The organism is Brevundimonas albigilva, assembly GCF_023503965.1.
Lineage (GTDB): Bacteria > Pseudomonadota > Alphaproteobacteria > Caulobacterales > Caulobacteraceae > Brevundimonas > Brevundimonas albigilva.
The window spans coordinates 3,036,801-3,057,595 of the sequence record NZ_CP097298.1 but is presented as its reverse complement, the minus strand read 5'-3'; the positions used below and the strand labels follow the sequence as shown (position 1 = coordinate 3,057,595).

Annotated in this window: 29 protein-coding genes; 8 read left to right on the top strand and 21 right to left on the bottom strand. The window is 66.7% G+C overall.

Translation table 11 applies throughout. The features are described from left to right. Window positions 1-4: 4 nt before the first annotated feature. A complete protein-coding gene (gene clpS, locus MU852_RS16240) occupies window positions 5-334 on the bottom strand; it encodes an ATP-dependent Clp protease adapter ClpS (RefSeq protein ID WP_201216272.1) in 330 nt (109 codons plus the stop codon). 176 nt (window positions 335-510) lie between these two features. On the opposite strand from clpS, the gene MU852_RS16235 reads away from it, so the two are divergent. From MU852_RS16235 to MU852_RS16215, 5 genes are all read left to right on the top strand, one after another. Continuing rightward, complete coding sequence (locus MU852_RS16235) at window positions 511-879, top strand: DUF4440 domain-containing protein (protein WP_249750418.1); 369 nt, start codon at window positions 511-513, stop codon at window positions 877-879. 220 nt (window positions 880-1,099) lie between these two features. Beyond that, complete coding sequence (locus tag MU852_RS16230) at window positions 1,100-2,071, top strand: IS1595 family transposase (protein ID WP_249750417.1); 972 nt, start codon at window positions 1,100-1,102, stop codon at window positions 2,069-2,071. A gap of 94 nt (window positions 2,072-2,165) precedes the next feature. Next, entirely contained in the window at window positions 2,166-2,642 is a 477-nt protein-coding gene (locus MU852_RS16225) for a hypothetical protein (RefSeq protein ID WP_249750416.1), read from the top strand. Continuing rightward, window positions 2,639-3,421 (top strand): DUF1828 domain-containing protein, encoded by a 783-nt coding sequence (locus MU852_RS16220; RefSeq protein WP_249750415.1) that lies wholly within the window; start codon window positions 2,639-2,641, stop codon window positions 3,419-3,421. The genes MU852_RS16225 and MU852_RS16220 overlap by 4 nt, the downstream gene beginning before the upstream one ends. After that, window positions 3,405-3,554 carry a hypothetical protein gene (locus MU852_RS16215; protein WP_249750414.1) on the top strand — a complete coding sequence of 50 codons (150 nt, stop codon included), beginning with the start codon at window positions 3,405-3,407 and terminating at the stop codon, window positions 3,552-3,554. Before MU852_RS16220 ends, MU852_RS16215 begins: the two co-directional genes overlap by 17 nt. 281 nt (window positions 3,555-3,835) lie before the next feature. Here MU852_RS16215 and MU852_RS16210 read toward each other — a convergent pair whose 3' ends face one another. Beyond that, complete coding sequence (locus MU852_RS16210; RefSeq protein WP_249750413.1) at window positions 3,836-4,327, bottom strand: phasin family protein; 492 nt, start codon at window positions 4,325-4,327, stop codon at window positions 3,836-3,838. 254 nt (window positions 4,328-4,581) lie between these two features. On the opposite strand from MU852_RS16210, the gene MU852_RS16205 reads away from it, so the two are divergent. The 3 genes from MU852_RS16205 to MU852_RS16195 all read left to right on the top strand — a co-directional run bounded on the left by MU852_RS16205 (window position 4,582) and on the right by MU852_RS16195 (window position 7,855). Further along, window positions 4,582-5,955, top strand: a complete 1,374-nt coding sequence (locus tag MU852_RS16205) for a D-alanyl-D-alanine carboxypeptidase (protein ID WP_249750412.1) — start codon at window positions 4,582-4,584, stop codon at window positions 5,953-5,955. A gap of 123 nt (window positions 5,956-6,078) precedes the next feature. Next, the gene (locus MU852_RS16200) at window positions 6,079-7,005 is read left to right on the top strand and encodes an ABC transporter ATP-binding protein (RefSeq protein WP_249750411.1); all 927 of its coding nucleotides are present in this window, start codon (window positions 6,079-6,081) and stop codon (window positions 7,003-7,005) included. Continuing rightward, window positions 6,995-7,855, top strand: a complete 861-nt coding sequence (locus MU852_RS16195) for a hypothetical protein (protein ID WP_249750410.1) — start codon at window positions 6,995-6,997, stop codon at window positions 7,853-7,855. Before MU852_RS16200 ends, MU852_RS16195 begins: the two co-directional genes overlap by 11 nt. Window positions 7,856-7,857: 2 nt before the next feature. Here the strand turns inward: MU852_RS16195 and MU852_RS16190 are convergent, their stop codons facing one another. From MU852_RS16190 to rplN, 19 genes are all read right to left on the bottom strand, one after another. Then, window positions 7,858-8,340, bottom strand: coding sequence for a GNAT family N-acetyltransferase (locus tag MU852_RS16190; protein ID WP_249750409.1), 483 nt, complete (start codon window positions 8,338-8,340; stop codon window positions 7,858-7,860). Window positions 8,341-8,421: 81 nt separating this feature from the next. Beyond that, window positions 8,422-8,838: a 50S ribosomal protein L17 gene (gene rplQ, locus MU852_RS16185; protein WP_249750408.1), complete on the bottom strand. Its 417-nt coding sequence runs from the start codon at window positions 8,836-8,838 to the stop codon at window positions 8,422-8,424. 108 nt (window positions 8,839-8,946) lie between these two features. Continuing rightward, window positions 8,947-9,966, bottom strand: coding sequence for a DNA-directed RNA polymerase subunit alpha (locus MU852_RS16180; RefSeq protein WP_249750407.1), 1,020 nt, complete (start codon window positions 9,964-9,966; stop codon window positions 8,947-8,949). Window positions 9,967-10,061: 95 nt separating this feature from the next. Then, window positions 10,062-10,451: a 30S ribosomal protein S11 gene (rpsK, locus tag MU852_RS16175; RefSeq protein ID WP_054765476.1), complete on the bottom strand. Its 390-nt coding sequence runs from the start codon at window positions 10,449-10,451 to the stop codon at window positions 10,062-10,064. A gap of 15 nt (window positions 10,452-10,466) precedes the next feature. Beyond that, complete coding sequence (rpsM, locus tag MU852_RS16170; RefSeq protein ID WP_249750406.1) at window positions 10,467-10,835, bottom strand: 30S ribosomal protein S13; 369 nt, start codon at window positions 10,833-10,835, stop codon at window positions 10,467-10,469. A gap of 100 nt (window positions 10,836-10,935) precedes the next feature. Further along, window positions 10,936-13,416, bottom strand: a complete 2,481-nt coding sequence (locus MU852_RS16165; RefSeq protein WP_283843676.1) for a zinc-dependent metalloprotease — start codon at window positions 13,414-13,416, stop codon at window positions 10,936-10,938. A 59-nt stretch (window positions 13,417-13,475) separates the two neighbouring features. After that, window positions 13,476-13,625 carry a hypothetical protein gene (locus tag MU852_RS16160; RefSeq protein WP_249750405.1) on the bottom strand — a complete coding sequence of 50 codons (150 nt, stop codon included), beginning with the start codon at window positions 13,623-13,625 and terminating at the stop codon, window positions 13,476-13,478. Window positions 13,626-14,236: 611 nt separating this feature from the next. Continuing rightward, complete coding sequence (locus MU852_RS16150; protein WP_249750404.1) at window positions 14,237-14,809, bottom strand: adenylate kinase; 573 nt, start codon at window positions 14,807-14,809, stop codon at window positions 14,237-14,239. A gap of 34 nt (window positions 14,810-14,843) precedes the next feature. Then, window positions 14,844-16,223 (bottom strand): preprotein translocase subunit SecY, encoded by a 1,380-nt coding sequence (gene secY / locus MU852_RS16145; RefSeq protein WP_249750403.1) that lies wholly within the window; start codon window positions 16,221-16,223, stop codon window positions 14,844-14,846. Between the two features lie 126 nt (window positions 16,224-16,349). After that, entirely contained in the window at window positions 16,350-16,943 is a 594-nt protein-coding gene (gene rplO / locus MU852_RS16140; RefSeq protein WP_430641162.1) for a 50S ribosomal protein L15, read from the bottom strand. A 158-nt stretch (window positions 16,944-17,101) separates the two neighbouring features. Further along, complete coding sequence (gene rpmD / locus MU852_RS16135; protein WP_249750402.1) at window positions 17,102-17,302, bottom strand: 50S ribosomal protein L30; 201 nt, start codon at window positions 17,300-17,302, stop codon at window positions 17,102-17,104. Between the two features lie 3 nt (window positions 17,303-17,305). Beyond that, complete coding sequence (rpsE, locus tag MU852_RS16130) at window positions 17,306-17,908, bottom strand: 30S ribosomal protein S5 (RefSeq protein ID WP_249750401.1); 603 nt, start codon at window positions 17,906-17,908, stop codon at window positions 17,306-17,308. Window positions 17,909-17,920: 12 nt separating this feature from the next. Further along, window positions 17,921-18,277, bottom strand: coding sequence for a 50S ribosomal protein L18 (gene rplR, locus MU852_RS16125; RefSeq protein WP_249750400.1), 357 nt, complete (start codon window positions 18,275-18,277; stop codon window positions 17,921-17,923). 3 nt (window positions 18,278-18,280) lie between these two features. Next, on the bottom strand, window positions 18,281-18,814 hold the full coding sequence (gene rplF, locus MU852_RS16120; protein ID WP_249750399.1) for a 50S ribosomal protein L6: 534 nt from the start codon (window positions 18,812-18,814) through the stop codon (window positions 18,281-18,283). A gap of 1 nt (window position 18,815) precedes the next feature. After that, on the bottom strand, window positions 18,816-19,214 hold the full coding sequence (rpsH, locus tag MU852_RS16115; RefSeq protein ID WP_249750398.1) for a 30S ribosomal protein S8: 399 nt from the start codon (window positions 19,212-19,214) through the stop codon (window positions 18,816-18,818). A gap of 15 nt (window positions 19,215-19,229) precedes the next feature. Further along, window positions 19,230-19,535, bottom strand: a complete 306-nt coding sequence (rpsN, locus tag MU852_RS16110) for a 30S ribosomal protein S14 (protein WP_249750397.1) — start codon at window positions 19,533-19,535, stop codon at window positions 19,230-19,232. Window positions 19,536-19,554: 19 nt separating this feature from the next. Next, the gene (rplE, locus tag MU852_RS16105) at window positions 19,555-20,112 is read right to left on the bottom strand and encodes a 50S ribosomal protein L5 (RefSeq protein WP_249750396.1); all 558 of its coding nucleotides are present in this window, start codon (window positions 20,110-20,112) and stop codon (window positions 19,555-19,557) included. Then, the gene (rplX, locus tag MU852_RS16100; RefSeq protein ID WP_249750395.1) at window positions 20,112-20,420 is read right to left on the bottom strand and encodes a 50S ribosomal protein L24; all 309 of its coding nucleotides are present in this window, start codon (window positions 20,418-20,420) and stop codon (window positions 20,112-20,114) included. Before rplX ends, rplE begins: the two co-directional genes overlap by 1 nt. A gap of 2 nt (window positions 20,421-20,422) precedes the next feature. Beyond that, entirely contained in the window at window positions 20,423-20,791 is a 369-nt protein-coding gene (rplN, locus tag MU852_RS16095; RefSeq protein ID WP_003164378.1) for a 50S ribosomal protein L14, read from the bottom strand. Between the last annotated feature and the right edge of the window lie 4 nt (window positions 20,792-20,795).

Here is a 20,795-nt window from a genome sequence, read left to right as displayed (position 1 = left end):
CCTCTCAGTCCTTTTCCATCGTGCATTGCAGCGGATGCTGGTGGCGGCGCGCGGTCTCGATGACCTGGGCGACCTTGGTCTCGGCGACTTCGTAGGTGAAGACGCCGCACACCCCGACGCCATGCTGGTGCACATGCAGCATGATGCGGGTGGCTTCCTCGCGGCTCTTCTGGAAGAACCGCTCCAGCACATAGACGACGAATTCCATCGGCGTGTAGTCGTCGTTCAGGATCAGCACCCGGTACAGCGAGGGCTTCTGAAGCTTCGGCTTGGTTTCGGTGACGGTGGCGGCGCCTTGGCCGCCGCCCGTTTCACCGGGCCTTTGAATGGGCATTCGTATTCCGTAATCGGGGAGTCGTCTTGGCTCTCAGATAGGGAATGATGGCCTGATTTGAAGCGGCGTCCAGTCACGGCTTTCGTGAGCAGGCCGGGTGAACAAAGTTTCACGCGACTTCCGCGTCGCCAGGCCGCACCACGGTGCGACATTCCGTTCGACAAGGACGCCCCGCCATGCTGCTGACATCCGCCCTCGCGGTCCTGACACTGGGCCAATCCGCGACCGGCCCCGCCGCCTTGCCCGATCCGGCCGAACTGACGACGATCGTCGCCGCGCGCGACGCTGACCTTTTCGCAGTGATGTTCGACCGCTGCGATCCGCAGGCCCTGTCGGACCTGGTGACGGAGGATCTCGAATTCTACCACGACCGGGGCGGCCTGACGGCGACGCGGACCGCCTTCGTCCAGGATTATCGCCAGGCTTGCGAAGCCGCGACGGGTCCGCAAGCCTATCATTCGCGGCGCGAACTCGTACCCGGCACGATGCGCGTTTACGCCATCCCCGGCGTCGGCGCGGTCGAGGAAGGCCGCCATCGTCTATGAACGCCAGGGCGACGGCCCCGAACGCCTGGTCGGCCAGGCGCGGTTCTCGGTGCTGTGGCGGCTGGAAGGCGACGGGCGCTGGCGGTTGGCGCGCGCCTTCAGCATCCACCATGAGGCGCTATCCCCACAGGTCGCCGAGCCAGAAGCCAAATGAAAGGCGTATCCGTATTTGACAAACCCATACGAAATGGTAGGTTGGTCTGGTAAGGAGAAACCCGCCGTGTCCGTTCTGTCCAAGCCCTATTTCCACGATGAAGCCGCTGCCTTCGCTTACGTCGAAGGTATCATCTGGGGTTCGGAGCCGACGTGCCCGCATTGCGGCGTCGTGGGTCGGGCCTATGCCCTAAAGAACGTGCGCTCGAAGCCCTCGAAGAAGAACCCGGAAGGCGTGGTTCGCCACGGCCTCAAAAAGTGCGGCGCCTGCCGTGGCCAGTTCACCGTTCGCAAGGGCACGATCTTCGAGGAAAGCCACCTCGAAATGCACAAGTGGCTACAGGCGATCTACCTGATGTGCGCCTCGAAGAAGGGCATCAGCGCCCTACAGCTGCAACGCACCCTCGAAGTCCAGTACAACACCGCGTGGTTCCTGGCCCACCGCATCCGCGAGGCCATGCGCTCTGGTGATCTGGCTCCCTTCGGTCAGGGTGGCGGCGCTGTTGAGGTCGATGAAACCTACATCGGCCGCGAACCCGGCAAGCCGGTCAAGCGCGCCTTCCACCACAAGATGAAGGTGCTCTCGCTGGTGGACCGCTCCACTGGCCAAGTCCGTTCGGTCGTGGTGGACAACATCCGCCCCGCCACCATCGCCCCCATCGTGCTGGACAACCTGCACCGCGAAGCCCGCCTGATGACCGACGAAGCCGGTCACTATCTGGCGGTCGGTCGTCAGTTCGCGGAGCACGGCATGGTCCGCCACGGTCAGGACGAATACGTCTCGACCGACGACCGCACCATCCACACCAACACCATCGAAGGCTACTTCTCGATCTTCAAGCGCGGCATGAAGGGCGTCTATCAGCACTGCTCGAAGAAGCACCTGCACCGCTATCTGGCGGAGTTCGACTTCCGTTATTCCAATCGCTCGGCCACTGGCTGCGAGGATCAGGAGCGCGCGCTGCGCGCCGTGCTGGGTGGCGTCGGCAAGCGCCTGACCTACCGACGGACTGACATCCGGGCCGCGACCGCCGCCTAGTGGCAAGAAGCGAAGGGCGAGGTGGAGGTCAAAGTAAGATCGACTTGCGGTAGCTCGTCCGCCCGACCTAACGTTGTCGCATGGGAGGGGCACAATGCTGACTTTGGTGGACATTATCCGCGCGCCAAAATCCAATGTGCAGATTGGGCCGTGGAAGTCTGGGAAGGTGCCCAATGCTGCATTGCCGCTGGGGCGCGCCCTTAAATACGGCCCATCTTGGGATTGGCGGCTGGTGGAGTTTGACGCGCTGGGTGAGCACTACCGCGTCCTGATCCTTCTCAGCGAAGAGACAGAACGGTTCTCGGCAGTACTCGCGTTGGACCATCAGAAGGGCTGCTTGGTTCTGTGTCACCATGAACTACACACATCGCACAAGCTCTGGCACTGCCACCTGATAAAGGGTAATGTGTGGGAAACTTTTCCTAACGTGCTTCGCGATAAAAACCGCATGGTGGGGTGGCCCAAGTCCGGCGGTAAACGTTGGAGTGAGGATTTTCCGGTCACAAAGGCCAACGCTCTTTCCATCGCAGCCAAGCGTTATCGCTTCGAAGAACAGGGAGGCTTGTGTTGAATATTCAGGACGACATTTGCGAAGCCCTCTGTGGGGGATTTGAAGTTCGCAGGTTGAAAATGGGGTACGCAATCCGTTCCCCATTTACATGGTTTACCGGCGACGCCCTCACGTTCTACGCGCGCCTTGACGGCGGTCGCGTCCGTATCGAGGACGACGCCGCCTCCTATGCGGAGCTTGAGGGAGCGGGGGTAGACTTCTCTACCGACACCCGCCTCGGAATCCTCAGCGGCTTGATGGAAGAGCACGGGGTCGAGTTCGACCAAGTGGCGATGCGTTTCCAGACGGCTTGGTTGTCGGGGCAGCAGGCCGGTGAAGGAGCGGCACGCTTCCTCGCCTTTATGCACCGCCTGCAGGACATGGTCTTCACGACGCGCGACAGGGTCGCCAGTACGTTCCGCGATGATCTCGTAGCGGCGCTGGCGGACAGGTTCGGGGCGGAGGCCGACATCGGCGTCGACGAGCCAGCGGCTGAGGGCCTGAAAGATTACGTTGTCGACGTTTTGGTCAAGCATAAGAGCGGGCGACGCGTAGCCATCTTTGCCGGGATAACCGAACACCGCGCTCTTGAGGCGGTCCTCCTTTCGAAGGAGCTGGAGCTGAAGGGGGAGGAAAACGTGATTCCGTTCCTGATCTATCAAGAGACGAACACGAAGCGTGTGAGCATACGAACCCAATCGAGAGCAATGAACAGCGACCTAGAGCTTGGCACTTGGGATGGTGCGAGGGTCCTGGTCGAAGTCTTGGACAAGGTGGCGAAACGTGCGACCCGACGCTGACCCCAAGACCCAGGCGGACAAGTTCCGCGAACTTGCGCGCGAGCTAGAGTGCGACGAGGACGAAGCCGCCTTTGAAGAGAAGGTGCGGCGGGTAGCGACCGCGCCGAAGCCGGAAGCCGAAAAAAAGCCGTGAGCGGGTTTAGCGACAAAGAGCGCGAGGCCGAGGCCGATCGACGGAAGGCGGCGGACCTGGCGAAAGACGTTAGGCCGAGGAGTTGCGTCGGCCCAACAGCAGAGTGCATCCATTGTGGCCGGTCGTTCCCGCTACATGAGGGCCACATTGGCGAAGTTAGCCTCTGCGACCACTGCCTCCACCGCGACTAGCGGTCCACAGGTTTGTCAAATACGCATACGCCAAATGAAAAGGCCCCGGCGATTCCGCCGGGGCCTTGGTCATCCGATCGAGGATCAGGCTCAGCGCGCGGCCTGGAAGGTCTCGACCGAGGCGGTCACGCGCTCGTTGATCGGCTTGAAGCTATCCTTGACGGTCGTGGTGACGATCTCGTTCGTCTTGGACAGTTCGGCGACGTAGCGTTCCATCGCCTTCTTGGCCCAGGTGGTTTGCAGTTCGAAGAACTCCTGCACCGAACGGGCGCCAGACAGGTCCTTGCTGGCGGCGACGCCGTCTTCCCACGAAGCCTTGGCGAAGCCCATCGCCTGTTGCGACAGGGCCTCGGCGCCCTTCTGGGCCACGGCGGCCGACTCGACCAGGGCGTCCAGGTTCTTCTTGCCGTGCGCGTTCAGTTCGCCCATCGACGCAACCGACTTGTCGATGCCTTCGCGAAACGCGTTGGCGCCGGCGGCCTGAAAGGTCTCGGCCTGAGCCTTGGCCTTGGCGGCGGCCGAGGTCGCGGCGGCGGTCGCCTGGTCGGCGGTCTTCTTCACGGTCTCAGCGGTGTCAGCCATTGTCTCGTCTCCGTCTGTAAGGCCCGTCGGGGCGCGGGCGTCGGAAGTCTGATGGCGGCCTTATGCTGCAAGTGCGAAGTGCGGTCAATGAAAAATTGTGCGCCGCACAATATGATCGCTGATAACCTTGTCGAGGCTTCAAATTCCCGTTGACGGTCGGTTAACCACCATGAAACCCCGGCGGGCTATGCTAGCCTCCTCGACGCGTCGGCTGGGGGCCTGCCGCAAACCCTGCTTACCGAGGGCGTATGCTTATGATTGAAGTTCTCCGTCGCAGCCTCCTCGCCGTCCTGGCCTTGACGGTGCTCTGGCTGGGCGCGGCCCAGCCCACCCTGGCGCAAGAGAACACCCGCTACGCGGCCATCGTCGTCGACGCCGAGACCGGCGAAGTGCTTTTCGCCCGCCACGCCGACAGCCGCCGCTATCCCGCGTCGCTGACGAAGATGATGACCCTCTATCTGACGTTCGAGGCGTTGAACGAGGGCCGGGTCCACCTGACCGACGTGCTGACCATCTCGCCGCGCGCGGCGTCGCAACCGCCGTCCAAGCTGGGGCTGGCCGCCGGCCAGACCATCACCCTGGACAACGCCATGCGCGCCACGGCCGTCCGGTCGGCCAACGACATGGCCGTCGCCATCGGCGAACACATCGGCGGCTCCGAGGCCCGCTTCACCAACATGATGACGCTGAAGGCCGAGCAGTTGGGCATGACCCAGACGCGCTATGTCACCGCCAACGGTCTGCCGGACGCCCGCCAACTGACCTCGGCGCGGGACCAGGCCATCCTGGCGCGGGCCATCATGCGCGACTTTCCCCAGTACTACAGCTATTTCGGCCTGCACGACTGGGCCTACAACGGCCGCGACTATCGCAACACCAACGGCCTGCTGGCGACCGGAAACGGCTACGACGGCATGAAGACCGGCTACACCAACGCCTCGGGCTACAACCTGGCCGCCTCGGCCGTGCGGGACGGCAAGCGGCTGATCACCATCGTGCTGGGGGGACGCTCCACCGCCAGCCGCAACGCCCATGTCGCGGAACTGATGGACACCGGCTTCGAGGTCGAGCGCCGCCGCGCCCAGGGCGAGGCCATTCAGGTGGCGCAGTTGTTCTTCGAGCAGCGCGGCTTCGGCGTCGGCGGCGACCTGTCTCCGAACGCCCCGGTCGCCTACGCCTCTGTGGCCGAGGACGCCGACATCGGCGGAGAGGCGACCCAGGTTTCCTACACCGCCGCGCCGGCGCCGGCGGCCCTGCCGACGCGGGTCGCCCCCTCCCCGTCCGAGCGCGTCGCGGCTTCCCGGCCGCAAACCCTGACCGCGGCGCTGAACGCCACGGCCGGAAGCCGTCTTTCGGCGCCGCCGCCCTCGCGCGAGCCGGCGCGGGCGTCCTCGGGCGGTTGGGCGGTCCAGGTCGGCGCCTTCCGCGAGGAGAAGATCGCCAACGACTGGCTGACCGAGGTGCACCGCCGCTTCCGGTCCCAGTTCGCCGGCGCCGAGCGCAACGTCCAGGCGGCGGGCGAATGGTATCGGTCGCGCTTCGTCGGATTGACGGAAGTCGGCGCCAAGGCCGCCTGCGACGCCCTGGCCGAACGTCGGGTGACCTGCATGGTCATACGTCCGAACTGAGCGCGCTCGCCGCCGACCGGCCTGAAGGACGCGTTCGGCGCGCGCCGATCATTGCCCAAACTTAATCGGGGACAGCGTCGCAAAGCCTTGTGAGATCGGCGTTCGCGGGCCAAGCTCGACGGCATGGAAACCGTCATCGAAACCCGCGGCCTGACCAAGACCTATGGGACAGTGAAGGCGCTGGACGGGCTGGACCTGTCGATCCCGCGCGGCGGGGTGTACGGCGTCCTGGGGCCCAACGGCGCCGGCAAGTCGACGCTGTTCCGCACCTTGCTGGGCCTGATCCGCCCGACCGGGGGTGAGGCGATTGTCATGGGCGGCCGCATAGGCGACGCGGCGGCGATGCGGCGCATGGGCTCGATGATCGAGACGCCGCGCTTTCCGCCCTTCCTCACCGCGCGTCAGGTCCTGGAATGGCTGGGGCGGGCGCACGGCGGCGTCACCCCAACCGACATCGCAGGCTGGCTGGACCGCGTCGGCCTGGCCGAGGCGGCCGATCGGCGCGTGCGCGGCTTTTCCGTCGGCATGCTGCAGCGGCTGGGCGTCGCCGCCGCCCTGATGACCCGTCCCGACCTCGTCATCCTGGACGAACCCACCAGCGGCATGGATCCGCCCGGCATTCAGGAGATGCGCGCCCTGATCCGCAGCCTGGCCGACGACGACGGCGTCACCGTCATCCTGGCCAGCCACCAGTTGCAGGAAGTCCAGCGCGTCTGCGATCGCGTCGCCATCTTCAACAAGGGGCGGGTCATCACCGAGGGTCGGGTCTCTGACCTGACGGCGTCGGGCGAACGGCTTCGACTGTCGGTGACGCCCCTGGCCAGGGCCCTGGGCGTTCTGGGCGACCGCGCCAGCCTGGACGGCGACGCCGTGGTGGCCGCCATCGCCCGGTCGGAAACCCCGGCCGTCATCCGCGCCCTGGTCGAAGCCGGGGTGGAGATCGAGGAGGCCCGATGGATCGGCGCCGACCTGGAAGACGTCTTCATGACCGAGACCGGCTGGACCGGCGTGCAGGCCGGCGCCGCGAAGGGGACCGCCCATGCTGGTTGATGCGATCCGCGCCGAATCCTATCGCCTGTCCAAGAACCGCACGGCCCTGTTCTGGAGCCTGCTGTTCGTGCCGGTCGTCGGCCTGCTGATTTCGGCCGCGACCTTCATCTTCGCCAAGGTCAACGAGGCCAAGCTTGCCGGCAAGCTGCCGCCCGAGCTGGGGCTGAACAGCGCTCCGCTGGACCTGGGCGCGGGCCTTGTCGCCAGCGCGGCCGAGTTCGCCAATCCGGCGGTGCTGATGTTCGTGCTGATCGGCGCGGCCACGGTCTTCGCCGGCGACTATCGCTGGGAGACGTGGCGTCTGACCACGGCCCGCAACCGCCGGCCCAACCTGTTGCTGGGCAAGGTCGTGGTGGTGGTCGGTCTGACCATCGCCGCGACGATCGCGGTGCTGATCGGCGACATCGCCTCCAACTTGGTCAAGGCGGTGGTGTTCGAACGCGCCCTGACGTTCAGCCTGACGGGCGCCCAGACGGCCGACCTGGCGTGGCTGACCCTGTTGGGCTGGGGCCGCATCGTCCAGTTCGTCATGCTGGGCCTTCTGGCGGCGGTGACGACCCGCTCGCTGTTGGCGGCCCTGTTCGTGCCGCTGGTCGTCGGGGTCGGCCAGTTCTTCCTGCCCAAGCTGCTGGCGTCCATGGGCGTTTCGCCCGATGGCTGGCTGACGCCGCTCTTGACGCCCGGCATGGCCGCCGATCTGCTGAAGGCCGTCATCCTGGGCGGTGCGGCCGCCGGGGACCTGCCGCCCCAGGCGCTCGCCAAGGGCGTGTTGGGTCTGGTGTCCTGGACCCTGGCCCCCCTGGTCGGCGCCATCGTCTGGTTCCAGCGCCAGGACCTGTCCAAGGAATAGGCCTAGAGCCGCTTTTCCATGAAGACGTCGGCCCGCGCATAGGGCGTGGGCCGCGCCGGCAGGTGGATGAAACCGACGCTTTCGTACAGGGCGATCGCAGGCGCCAGGCCGCTGTTGGTTTCCAGATATAGCCGCTTCGCCTGCGTCTGCCGCGCCGCCGCCTCGCAGGCGTCAAGCAGCCGCCGCGCCAGTCCCCGTCCCCGCGCGGCCGGCGTGACGGTCATCTTCGACACCTCGAAACCGTCCTCCAGCCGGATCAGGGCGCAACAGCCGACCGCCGCGCCGTCCCGTTCGGCGATGAAGATGCGGCCGCCGGGGACCAGGAAGACGCCTTCCGGATCGTCGATCGATCGCCGGTCCTTCGCCTCGATCGCAAAGCCGCCTTCCGCCAGCCAGGCTTGGTTCAGTTGCGCCCAGGCTGCGGCGTGCCGGGGATGGTAATCGACGATATGGACGGGGCTCTCGGCGTTCATGGCGTGCTTCATGGCCCAGCCCGCGCCAAAGAAAAAGGGCGGCCGGATCGCTCCGACCGCCCTTTCGGCGTCTGGGTTCGAACGGGTCGACCCTTATTCCTCGCCGTCGTCGAACGACAGGACCGGACCGGAGTCCTTGCCCTTGGCCTCGACGTCACGATCGACGAACTCGATCACGGCCATCGGGGCGTTGTCGCCGTGACGGAAGCCGGCCTTCATGATGCGGATGTAGCCGCCGTTGCGCTCGGAATAGCGCGGAGCCAGGGTCTCGAACAGCTTGCCGACCTGGGTCACGTCGCGGACCTGGCTGATGGCCTGACGACGGGCGTGAAGGTCGCCCTTCTTGCCGAGCGTGACCAGCTTCTCGACGAAGGGACGCAGTTCCTTCGCCTTGGGCAGGGTCGTGGTGATCTGCTCGTGCTTGATCAGCGAAGCGGCCATGTTGGCGAACATCGCGGTGCGGTGGCTGGTCGTGCGACCGAGCTTACGATAGGCGGCGCCGTGGCGCATCGTGGTCTCTCCTACTCCGGTCCCGGTATCTCCCTTGAGGAGACCTAGGCCCGTATCCTTCTAACCGCCCCGACTCTCTCCCAGCGGGAGACGGGCGGAGGGTTGAACTCAGATCTGGTCGTCGAACTTCTTGGCCAGGTCTTCGATGTTTTCCGGCGGCCAGTTCGGCACGTCCATGCCGAGGCTGAGGCCCATGGTCGCCAGCACTTCCTTGATCTCGTTCAGCGACTTGCGGCCGAAGTTCGGGGTGCGAAGCATTTCGCCCTCGGTCTTCTGGATCAGGTCGCCGATGTAGACGATGTTGTCGTTCTTCAGGCAGTTGGCCGAGCGGACCGACAGTTCCAGCTCGTCGACCTTCTTCAGCAGGGCCGGGTTGAACGGCAGGTCCGGCTTGCCTTCCGAAGCCTCGACCGCCTTGGTCGGTTCCTCGAAGGTGATGAAGATCTGCAGCTGGTCCTGCAGGATGCGCGCGGCGTAGGCCACGGCGTCCACAGGCGACACGGCGCCGTTGGTCTCAACTTCCAGCAGCAGCTTGTCATAGTCCAGCGACTGGCCCTGGCGGGTCGGCTCGACGCGATAGGCGACGCGCTTCACCGGCGAATACAGGGCGTCGACGGCGATCAGGCCGATCGGCGCGTCTTCCGGACGGTTGAACTCGGCCGCGACATAGCCCTTGCCGTTCTGGACGGTCAGTTCCATGCGGACGGACGCGCCGTCGTCCAGCGTGCAGATGACATGGTCGGGGTTCAGAACCTCGATGTCGGCCGGAACGTCGATCTGGCCGGCGGTCACCGGGCCGGGGCCCGTGGCGCGCAGGGTCATGCGCTTGGGACCTTCGGCATGCATGCGAAGGGCCAGTTGCTTGATGTTCAGAACGATGTCCACGACGTCCTCACGGACGCCTTCCAGCGACGAGAATTCGTGAACGACGCCGTCGATCTGGATGGCCGTCACCGCCGCGCCTTGCAGCGAGGACAGCAGCACGCGGCGCAGGGCGTTGCCGAGCGTCACGCCGAAACCGCGCTCCAGAGGCTCAGCCACCAGACGCGCCTTGCGCTGGGCGTCGGAACCGGTCTCGATCTGCGGCTTCTCGGGACGGATCAGCTCTTGCCAGTTTCTTTCGATCATTTGGTCCCTCGAACGGGTTTCGTCGGTTCCGGCCTTGTCGACGAGGCCATGGTGGAACCGACGGAGATGGGGGTGCTTTCCGTCGGCGTCGCGTCTTAGACGCGGCGGCGCTTGGGCGGACGGCAGCCGTTGTGCGGCATCGGGGTGACGTCACGGATGGTGGTGATCGTCAGGCCGACGGCCTGCAGGGCGCGCAGGGCCGATTCACGGCCGGAACCCGGACCCGAAACGTTGACTTCCAGCGTCTTCAGGCCGTGCTCCTGGGCCTTCTTGCCGGCGTCTTCCGCCGCCATCTGGGCCGCATACGGGGTCGACTTGCGCGAACCCTTGAAGCCCATGTGGCCGGCCGACGACCAGGAAATCGCATTCCCTTGCGCGTCGGTGATGGTCACCATGGTGTTGTTGAAGCTGGCGTTCACGTGGGCGACGCCCGAGGTGATGTTCTTGCGTTCGCGGCGCTTTACGCGACCCGGTTCCTTAGCCATCGGATCAGCCCTTTCTTACTTCTTCTTGCCGGCGATCGGCTTGGCCGGACCCTTGCGGGTGCGGGCGTTGGTGTGCGTGCGCTGACCGCGGACCGGCAGGCCCTTGCGGTGACGCAGGCCGCGATAGCAGGCCAGGTCCATCAGACGCTTGATGTTCATCGACGTCTCGCGGCGCAGGTCGCCCTCGACGGTGTGATCCTTGTCGATGGTCTCGCGGATCTGCAGGACTTCGGCGTCCGTCAGCTGGTTCACGCGACGCGCCGGCTCGATGCCGACCTTTTCGGTGATGTCCTTGGCGGCGGCGGGGCCGATGCCGTGGATGTACTGAAGCGCGATTTCAACGCGCTTGTTGGTCGGGATATTGACGCCAGCGATACGGGCCACGAAATTCTCCAGATACGCGTTAGTCAGACGCAACAAACGCTCCGGTCAACAGACCAGGAGCGTGGCGCCCTTCGCGGGAAGGCGCCCTTATACAGATGATTCACCGGGCGTCAACGGTCGTGACCGCGCTTGCGGCGCACAGCCAGCAATCCTGATCGCCGATGGGGCTTCCCGGCGGCACGGCGACGGGGTGGCGGCGATCCTTCAACATCTGCTCCAGCCGCTCGCGATCCGCCAGCAGCGCGCCCAGCCAGCGATCGTGCGCCCGCTGCACCGGATCGGCGGCGCGCGAGCCGCGCAGCCTCTGGCCCGTCGTCGCCAGGTCCTGGTCGATCAGGGCGGCGGCGGTGGTGGACAGGCCGCCGCCGCGCCTCAGCTCCGCCAGCGTCAGCACATAGCGCGCCTGCACACGCCGCGCCGCCTCGGACGGCCGCCCCTCGGCCGGGGCGAAGACGACGGCCGACGTCCGCGCCAGAACCTGCGGCAGTCCCAAGGCGCCGGGATCGCGCGCGGTCGCCTCGATCAGGCGATTGACCCGCTCGCGCGCGAACAGGGCCGACAGGGTGACCTCGGCGGCCACGTCGGCGGCGGCCCCCGCGTCGAACCCGCGGCCCGTGTCGGCGGGGAAGACCTCGATCTGGTGCTGGACGTCCGTATCGCCGGACTGCTGGGCGGCCAGCAGATCCAGCAGCGGAACCGGCAGGGTCAGGGCCGCGGGATCCAGCGTCGTCAGCAGCGCCTCCAGCGCCTGGGACTGGCGCTCGGCCGACACCGGCGCGGCGCTCTCGCGGCCGTCGCCCACGATGGGAAAGCCATAGTCGACACCGCCGATCAGCTTGGCGGCCGCATCCACCTGATAACGGTGGAACAGGTAGATGGGGACCAGGCGGCGGCGCAGGTCGTTCACCGCCGACCCGGCCGGCAGGACGTTCAGGCCGAAGCGCGACAGGGCGATGCGCCGCACCTGCATCGCGTGGCCCAGCGCCTGCACCGGATCCGCCCCCTCGTCCCACAGGCTGCCCCACGGCTGGCCGTCCCAGGCGTTTCGCGCGTCGGCGTCGGACACGAACCGCAGGCGTGCGGCCCCTTCCCTGGCCTTGCGGTCCAGGGTCGCGGCGTCGGCCGGCGCGTACAGCCAGTCGATCGCGAAATCGTCCCACGCCCCCATGCCCACCGCGTAGGCGTCCGAGAAGTCCAGCGTCTGGTCCGGCCCGATGGCGATGCGCGGCGTCGGATAGTCCATCACCGAGGCCCGGTCCTGGGTGGAGGCGGCGAAGTTGTGCATCAGGCCGATGGCGTGGCCGACCTCGTGCGCCGCCAGCTGGCGAATGCGGGCCAGGGCGATGCGCTGGGCGTCGTCCTGGGCGCCGCTTCCGGTCTGGGCCGCTCCGGCCAGGCCTTCCAGGATCATCATGTCCTGGCGCACGCGCAGCGAGCCCAGCAAGACCGATCCCTTGACGATCTCGCCCGTGCGGGGATCGATCACGCTCTGGCCGTAGGACCAGCTGCGCGTCGCCCGGTTGACCCAGTTGATGACGTTGTAGCGGGCGTCCATCGGATCGACGCCTTCCGGCAGGACCTCGACGCGATAGGCGTCGATGAAGCCTGCGCGGTCGAACGCCTCGCCCCACCAGGAGGCGCCCTCCACCAGGGCCGAACGGATCGGCTCGGGCGCCGCGCGGTCGACATAGAAGACGATGGGCTGCCTGACCGTCGACCGCGCGGCGGCGGGATCGGTCTTCTCCAGGCGGAAGCGCGCGGCCAGTCGCCGGGCGATGGGCGCGTCCAGAGGGGCCGAGAAGTCGTGCACCACCTGGTTCATCGCCCCCGTGCGGGGATCGAAAGGCCGGACCTCGTATCCGGCGTCCGGCAGTTTGACGAAGCTGTGGTGCACGGCGAAGCTGACCAGCCGGCCGTCGGGCGCGATCCGCGACACCTCGCGCCCCGCATCGTCGGACGAGAAGGTCAGCAGCGCCTCCAGTTCCAGGTTCTCCGGGAACACACGCGCGGCCGAGGCGTCGACCAGGCTCAGGTCAGCGACGGGCTTGAAGGCGCCCTGCCCCGCCTGCTTCAGCGCGGCGGCGATGCCGGTGGAGTCCCAGGTCAGGAACTTGCCGATGTCGACCACGGCGCCGCCGTCCTCGGTGCGGCGGTCGATCGGGCCGGACCAGACGACCGAGCGCAGGAAGGCGTCGCGCGCGGCGGCCTGCTCGTCGCCAGACCCGGCCTCGGCGCGATAGGTCGGGTTCTCGTATTCGATGACCACCCGGTCGCCCATCCTGCGGAACACAAGGATGTGCGTCGGCCCGATCTGGGCCCGGTCCAGGCCCGTCACCGCCGATCCGACCCCTGTCCTCAGGGTGGTGAAGTGGATCACCCGGGCCATGACGCCGTCCGCGCCCGGCGCAGGCAGTTCGATCTTCACCGCGCCCTCGTCCGCATCGACGATCAGGGGAAACAGGCCGTCCGTCCGCTGTTCCGACGCCGCAGGGGCCGGCGCCGTCGCCGCCGGGGCCGGCCCCGTCGCGCCGGTCGCCAGCACAAGGGCCAGCGCCGTCGCCGTCATCAGTCCGCGGATCATCGTGAAAGCCCCCTCGACACCCCCTGGACTGAAGCGGCTGGAGCGGTCCGGTGTCAACGTCAGCGCGGCCGCCCGAAGTCGATCCCCACCGTCACCCTCTGCCCGTCCAGGGATCGGCCGTCCTCGGTCGGGGGCTGAAAGCGGAAGTTGACCACGGCGCATTGTCCCGCCGCGCCGAAGCCCAGGCCGGGAGGATCCTCGCTGACCACCCGACACGCTTCCAGCCGCCGATCGGCGCGGATGACGCAGGACAGTTCCGCGCGGCCGTATCGGCTACGCGCATTCCGCGGATGGCAGGCGCGATCTGGCCAATCGTGGGCCCCGTGATCAGGCGCGGCCCGGTCGATCCCCGCCCCGGCCCGTCGCCGGCGCCCGATACCGCGCCCGCCCCCGTTCCCTCTCCGCCCTGGCCGAAACCGGCGGAGGGCGACGGCGACGGCGCCGCGCCCACGACGATGGGGTCAGGCTGCGGCGCGGGAACGGGCGGCGACGGGATCGGCGAGGGCGGCGGCTGGCGGGGCGGCGGCGACGGGGCATGCACGCGCGACGGCGCGGCCGGGGCCCCTCCCCCGCCTCCGGCGACGGGGGCTCCGACGAGATCGGCGGCGGGGGATCGTACAGCACGACCTCGAAGGCGGGCGGCTCCTGCACGGCCGGCGGGCGCATCCCGCGCACCTGCCCCAACAGCAGAAACAGCCCGATCTCGGCTGCGGCCACGCCGGCGAATATGGCGAAGGCGCGCCAGCGTCTGCGGGCGCGCCTTGCGGTCATCCTGAGGGGCTCTTTCGTCATCAGGCGATCAAACGCCCGAAACCGGCTTTCAGGCCAGGGCCCCGTCGATCGCCCCATCGATCGCCCTGGCGACGGAGGCGATGTCGCCCATGCCGTCCACCTCGGTCAGCTTCCCCTGCGCCTCGTAATAGGGCAGCAGCGGGGCCGTCTGCTTGTTATAGACGGCCAGCCGGTCCTTGAAGGTCTCGGGATTGTCGTCCGGGCGGCCCTGGTCGGCGAACCGCTTGGCGATCCGTTCGGTCAGGGCGGCGTCGTCGACCTTCAGCCGGACCACGGCGTCGATCCGGGCTCCGCGCTTTTCCAGCATGGCGTCCAGCGCCTCGGCCTGGGCCACTGTGCGGGGAAAGCCGTCGAAGATGGCGCCGCCGGCGGCCTCGGCCTCGGGCAGGCGATCCTCGATCAGGGCGATGACGATCTCGTCGGTGACCAGGTCGCCACGGGCCAGCACGTCCTTGACCTTCAGCCCCAGTTCCGAGCCCGAGGCGATGGCCGCCCGCAGCATGTCGCCGGTGGAGAGCTGGACCATGCCCTTCTCCTCCACCAGCCGCTTGGCCTGGGTGCCCTTGCCCGCCGCCGGCGGTCCGAACAGAATCAAGTTCACGCGTCAGCCCTCCCCGAGGCCTTGAAGTCTATGCTCAGCGACGGACCGGCGCGGGCGCCCCGCGACCGCCGCGACCCCGCAGCTTCGCCTTCTTGATCAGCCCCTCGTACTGGTGGGCCAGCAGCTGCGACTGGATCTGGGCGACAGTGTCCATCGTCACCGACACCACGATCAAGATAGACGTTCCGCCGAAGTAGAGGCTGTTGCCCATCTGGGCGACCAGGAACTCCGGCAGCAGGCAGACGGCGGTGATGTAGGCGGCGCCGATCACCGTCAGGCGGGTCAGGACATAGTCCAGATACTCGGCCGTGCGCTTGCCCGGACGGATGCCCGGCAGGAAGCCGCCGTACTTGCGCAGGTTCTCGGCCGTGTCCTCCGGATTGAAGGTGATCGAGGTGTAGAAGAAGCAGAAGAAGATGATCAGCGCGGCGTACAGCGCCATAAACAGCGGCTGGCCGTGCGTCAGCTGCGCCGTCACCAGCGGCAGCCAGCTCATCCAGGGCGGCAGGTCGGCGTTGGCCGTCATGGTCGCCACCGTCGTCGGCAGCATCAGCAGCGACGAGGCGAAGATCGGCGGAATGACGCCGGCGGTGTTGACCTTCAGCGGCAGGAACGAGCGTTCGCCCCCCGCCATGCGGTTGCCTTCCTGGCGCTTCGGATACTGGATCAGCAGCCGGCGCTGGGCGCGTTCCATGAAGACGATGAAGACGACCGTGGCCACCGCCAGCACGGCGATGAACAGCAGGGCGAAGGCCGACATCTGCCCCTGTTGGGCCAGGCCCAGCAGGCGCGCCACCGTGGACGGCAGCACCGCCACGATGCCGGCGAAGATGATCAGCGAGATGCCGTTGCCGACGCCGCGCGCCGTCACCTGCTCGCCCAGCCACATCAGGAACATGGTCCCGCCGGTCAGGGTCACGACCGTCGAGGCGATGAAGAAGATGCCCGGATTGTCGACCAGACCGGCCGTGCTGTTCAGGCCCACGGCGATGCCGAACGATTGCGCCAGCGCCAGGAACACCGTCAGATAGCGGGTGTACTGGTTCAGCTGCTTGCGGCCGCTTTCGCCGCCTTCCTTCTTCAGCTTTTCCCACGGCGGATACACCGTGCCCATCAGCTGCACGATGATGGACGCCGAGATGTAGGGCATCACGTTCAGCGCGAAGATGGCCATGCGCTCGACCGCGCCGCCCGAGAACATGTTGAACATGTCCAGGATGCCGCGCGACTGATCCGGGTTCTGGAAGAACTGCAGGAAGGCCTGGGAGTTGATCCCCGGGATCGGCACATAGGTCCCGATCCGATAGACCAGCAGCGCGCCCAGCGTGAACAGCAGGCGCTTGTGCAGCTCGGTCGCCTTGGCGAACGAGCCCATGTTCATGTTTGCGGCGAGTTGTTCAGCGGCCGAAGCCATTATGCGTCCCCACGACTGACAGAGTCGTCAGATAGGCGGAAAGCGGCGCTCTTGCGAGGCCGCTTCCGTTCTTTCGTCGTCACGATGTGCTCAGACCACGGTCGAACGACCGCGACGACGCGGTGATCAGGCCTTGGCGGCGGTGCGCTTGGCGCGGGCCGAGACCTTGTTGGCGTCGCCCTTCGGCGCCTTGGGGGCCGGAGCCTTGCCCTTGGCGGCGTTGCGCTTCTCGACGCGCGCGGCGGCCTTGGCTTCGGCCTCGATGCGTTGCTCGGTCAGCGAACCGCCGGCGGCTTCGACAGCCTTCTTGGCGCCCGACGAGGCCGACCAGACGACCAGGTTCAGCTTGGCCTTCAGTTCGCCCGTGCCCAGCACGCGCACGCCGTCCTTGGCCCGACGGATCACGCCGGCGGCGACCAGGGCCGCGCCGTTGACTTCAGCCTTGGCGTCCAGCTTGCCGGCGTCGACCGCTTCCTGCAGGCGCCACAGGTTCACCTCGGCCAGCTTCAGGGCGTTGGGGTTGTTGAAGCCGCGCTTGGGCATGCGCATGTACAGCGGCATCTGGCCGCCTTCGAAGCCCAGCAGGCTGACGCCGGTGCGGGACTTCTGGCCCTTCACGCCGCGGCCGGAGGTCTTGCCCTTGCCCGAACCGGGGCCGCGGCCCACGCGCATGCGCTTCTTGTGCGCGCCCTCGTTGTCACGGATTTCGTTCAGCTTCATGTGCCTGATCCTTTCGGGTTCTAGCGCCTGGCCGGGGGCCAGACTCGGCGTTGAAAAAATGAAGGGCCGCTTCTAGGCGGCCCCTCGGAATTTTACAAGCAAACGTATCGGCGAAAAAGCGAAACGCCCTCCCCCAAACCGGGAGGGGGCGAAACGTCTTACTTTTCGACGATCTCGGTCAGGTGGGCGACCTTGGCGATCATCCCGCGAACCGACGGCGTGTCTTCCAGCGTAGACTCGCGGCCCATGCGGTTCAGGCCCAGGCCCACCAGGGTGGCGCGCTGGTCGCCCTTGCGGCGGATCGGCGAACCGATCTGCTTGACGGTGACCGTCTTGGCTTCAGTCTTGTTCGTGGCCATGACTTAGGACTCCACGGCTTCCGGCGCCGAGGCGCCGTCGTTGCGGCGGCCCATCAGATCCGCGACCTTCTTGCCGCGCTTGGACGCGACCTGACGGGGCGAGGACTGGACCTTCAGCGCTTCGAACGTCGCGCGGATCATGTTGTAGGGGTTCGACGAACCGGTCGACTTGCCCACGACGTCCTGGACGCCCAGGGTTTCGAGCACGGCGCGCATCGGACCGCCCGCGATGACGCCGGTCCCGGGAGGGGCGGCGCGCATCATGATCTTGCCGGCGCCCCAACGGCCGTTGCCGTCGTGGTGCAGGGTGCGGTTCTCGCGCAGCGGAACGCGGATCATGGTCTTCTTGGCTTCTTCGGTCGCCTTGCGGATGGCTTCCGGCACTTCGCGCGCCTTGCCGTGACCGAAGCCGACGCGGCCCTTGCCGTCGCCGACGACCATCAGGGCCGCGAACGAGAACCGGCGGCCGCCCTTCACGGTGGCGGCGACGCGGTTGATGTGCACCAGCTTTTCGACGATGTCCGAATCCGGACCTTCGACGGGCGGGGCGTTGCGGTTGTCGCGACGATTGCGATCGCCGCCGCCGCGTTGGGGTTGTTGCGCCATCTGTCGCGTCCCTTAGAAGTTCAGGCCGGCTTCACGCGCGGCTTCCGCCAGCGCCTTCACCCGTCCGTGATAGATGTACTCGCCCCGGTCGAAGACGACGTCCTTGACGCCCTTCTCGATGGCGCGTTCGGCGATCAGTTTGCCGATGGCCGAGGCCGCGGCGATGTCCGAACCCTTCTTGCCCTTGCCGCCTTCCAGCGACGAGGCCGAAGCGACGGTCACGCCCTGGGCGTCGTCGATGATCTGGGCCGAGATGTTCTTGTCCGAACGATACACCGACAGGCGCAGACGGCCGTTGGCGACGGCCTTCAGGCGGCGACGGGTGCGCTCGGCGCGGCGCTTGGCTTGTTGTCGAAGAGAGAGAGCCATGACTTACTTCTTCTTGCCTTCCTTGCGACGCACGGTCTCGCCGGCGTAGCGCACGCCCTTGCCCTTGTAGGGCTCCGGCGGACGCAGCTTGCGGATGACCGCGGCGACCTGGCCGACGGCCTGCTTGTCCGAGCCCGAGATCTTGATCTCGGTCTGCTTAGGCACGGCGAAGCTGACGCCGGCCGGCGGGTCGATGTCGACTTCGTGCGAGAAGCCCAGCTGCAGCGACAGGGCGTTGCCCTTCATCGCAGCGCGGTAACCCACGCCGACCAGTTCCAGCGACTTCTCGAAGCCCGAGGTGACGCCGGTGACCATGTTGTCGACCAGGGTCCGCGACAGGCCCCACATCGCGCGGGCGCGCTGGGTGTCCGACCGCGGGGTCAGCGACAGTTCGTCGCCTTCCTGCTTGATCTCGACTTCTTCCGCGACGGTCCAGGCGCGTTCGCCCTTGGGACCCTTCACGGAGACGTTCTGGCCGTCGAGCGTGACAGTCACGCCCTTCGGCACGGTGATGGTTTTCTTGCCGATACGGGACATATCAGTAGACCCTGCAGAGGACTTCGCCGCCGACGTTGGCGTCGCGGGCGGAGGCGTCGGACATGACGCCCTTCGAAGTCGAAAGGATCGAGATGCCGAGGCCGTTCTTGACCGGCTTCAGGTCGCCGATCGCCGAATAGACGCGGCGGCCCGGCTTGGACACGCGGCTGATCTCGGCGATGACGGGCTGGCCGTCGAAGTACTTCAGCTCGATCTCGAACTGCGGGAACTCACCCGGGTTCTGAACCAGGTTGTAGCCGCGGATGTAGCCTTCGTCCTGCAGCACGTCGAGGACGCGCTGGCGCAGACGCGAGGCCGGAGTCAGCACCTTGGAACGCTTGCGGGTCGCCGCGTTCTTGATGCGAGCGATCATGTCGCTCAGGGGATCGTTGATCATCATGTCTGTTCGCTCCCCTTACCAGCTCGACTTCGTCAGGCCGGGGATCTGCCCCATGTTGCCCAGTTCACGCAGCGCCACGCGGCTCATCTTGAGCTTGCGGTAGTAGGCGCGCGGGCGACCGGTCACTTCGCAACGGTTGCGAATGCGGGTCGGCGCGGAGTTGCGCGGCAGGGCCGCCAGCTTCAGGCGCGCGTCGAAGCGCTCCTCCAGCGGCAGGCTCTCGTCGTTCGCGGTCGCCTTCAGGGCGGCGCGCTTTGCGGCATACTTCGCAACCAGGGCCTTGACGGCTTCGTTGCGGTTTACGGCGCTTTTCTTAGCCATTGATCTCTTCCCTTCCCGCTCAGTTCACGAACGGGAACTTGAACTCGACCAGGAGAGCCTTGGCTTCCTCGTCGGTCTTGGCCGTGGTGCAGACGACAATGTCCATGCCCCACATCTGGTCGATCTGGTCGTAGTTGATCTCCGGGAACACGATGTGCTCCTTCAGACCGGTGGCGTAGTTGCCGCGACCGTCGAACGAAGTGCCCTTCAGGCCCCGGAAGTCCTTCACGCGCGGCAGGGCGATCGTGATGAACCGGTCCAGGAATTCGTACATCTGGTCGCCGCGCAGCGTGACCTTGCCGCCGATGACCATGCCTTCGCGCAGCTTGAAGCCGGCGATGGAGTTACGGGCCTTGGTGGCGACGGCCTTCTGGCCGGCGATGGCGGTCAGGTCCTTGAGGGCGGCGTTCGCCTTCTTGGAGTCGGCCACGGCTTCGCCGATGCCCATGTTCAGGACGATCTTGTCCAGCTTGGGCACCTGCATCTCGTTCGTGTAGCCGAACTTTTCCTTCATCACCTGGCGGATGCGCGCCTGGTACTCGCCCTTGAGGCGAGGGGTGTAGGTCTCGGTAGCCATCAGATGACGTCTCCCGTCGTCTTGGCGATGCGGACCTTCTTGTCCCCATCGATCTTGAAGCCGACGCGGCTCGCCTTGCCGTTGGCGTCGGCGATGGCGACGTTCGACAGGTGAAGCGACGCTTCCTTGTTCTTGATGCCGCCTTGCGGGTCAGCCTGGCTCGGGCGCGTGTGGCGCTGAACCATGTTGACGCCTTCGACGACGACGCGGTTTTCGGCGGGCAGGACCTTCAGCACGTTGCCCGTGCGGCCCTTGTCCTTGCCGGTCAGGACGACGACGCGGTCGCCCTTCTTGATCTTGGCGGCCATGGTTACAGGACCTCCGGGGCCAGCGAGATGATCTTCATGTGGTTCTTGGCGCGCAGTTCGCGGGGAACCGGGCCGAAGATCCGCGTGCCGACCGGCTCGTTCTGCTTGTTGACGATGACCGCGGCCGACTTGTCGAAGCGGATGACCGAGCCGTCCTTGCGCTGGATGTCCTTGGCGGTGCGCACGACGATGGCGCGAACGACGTCGCCCTTCTTCACGCGGCCGCGCGGGATGGCTTCCTTGACGGAGGCGACGATGGTGTCGCCGATCGAGGCGTAGCGGCGCTTGGAACCGCCCAACACCTTGATGCACATGACCCGGCGGGCGCCCGAATTATCGGCCACTTCCAGGTTAGTTTGCATCTGGATCATAAGA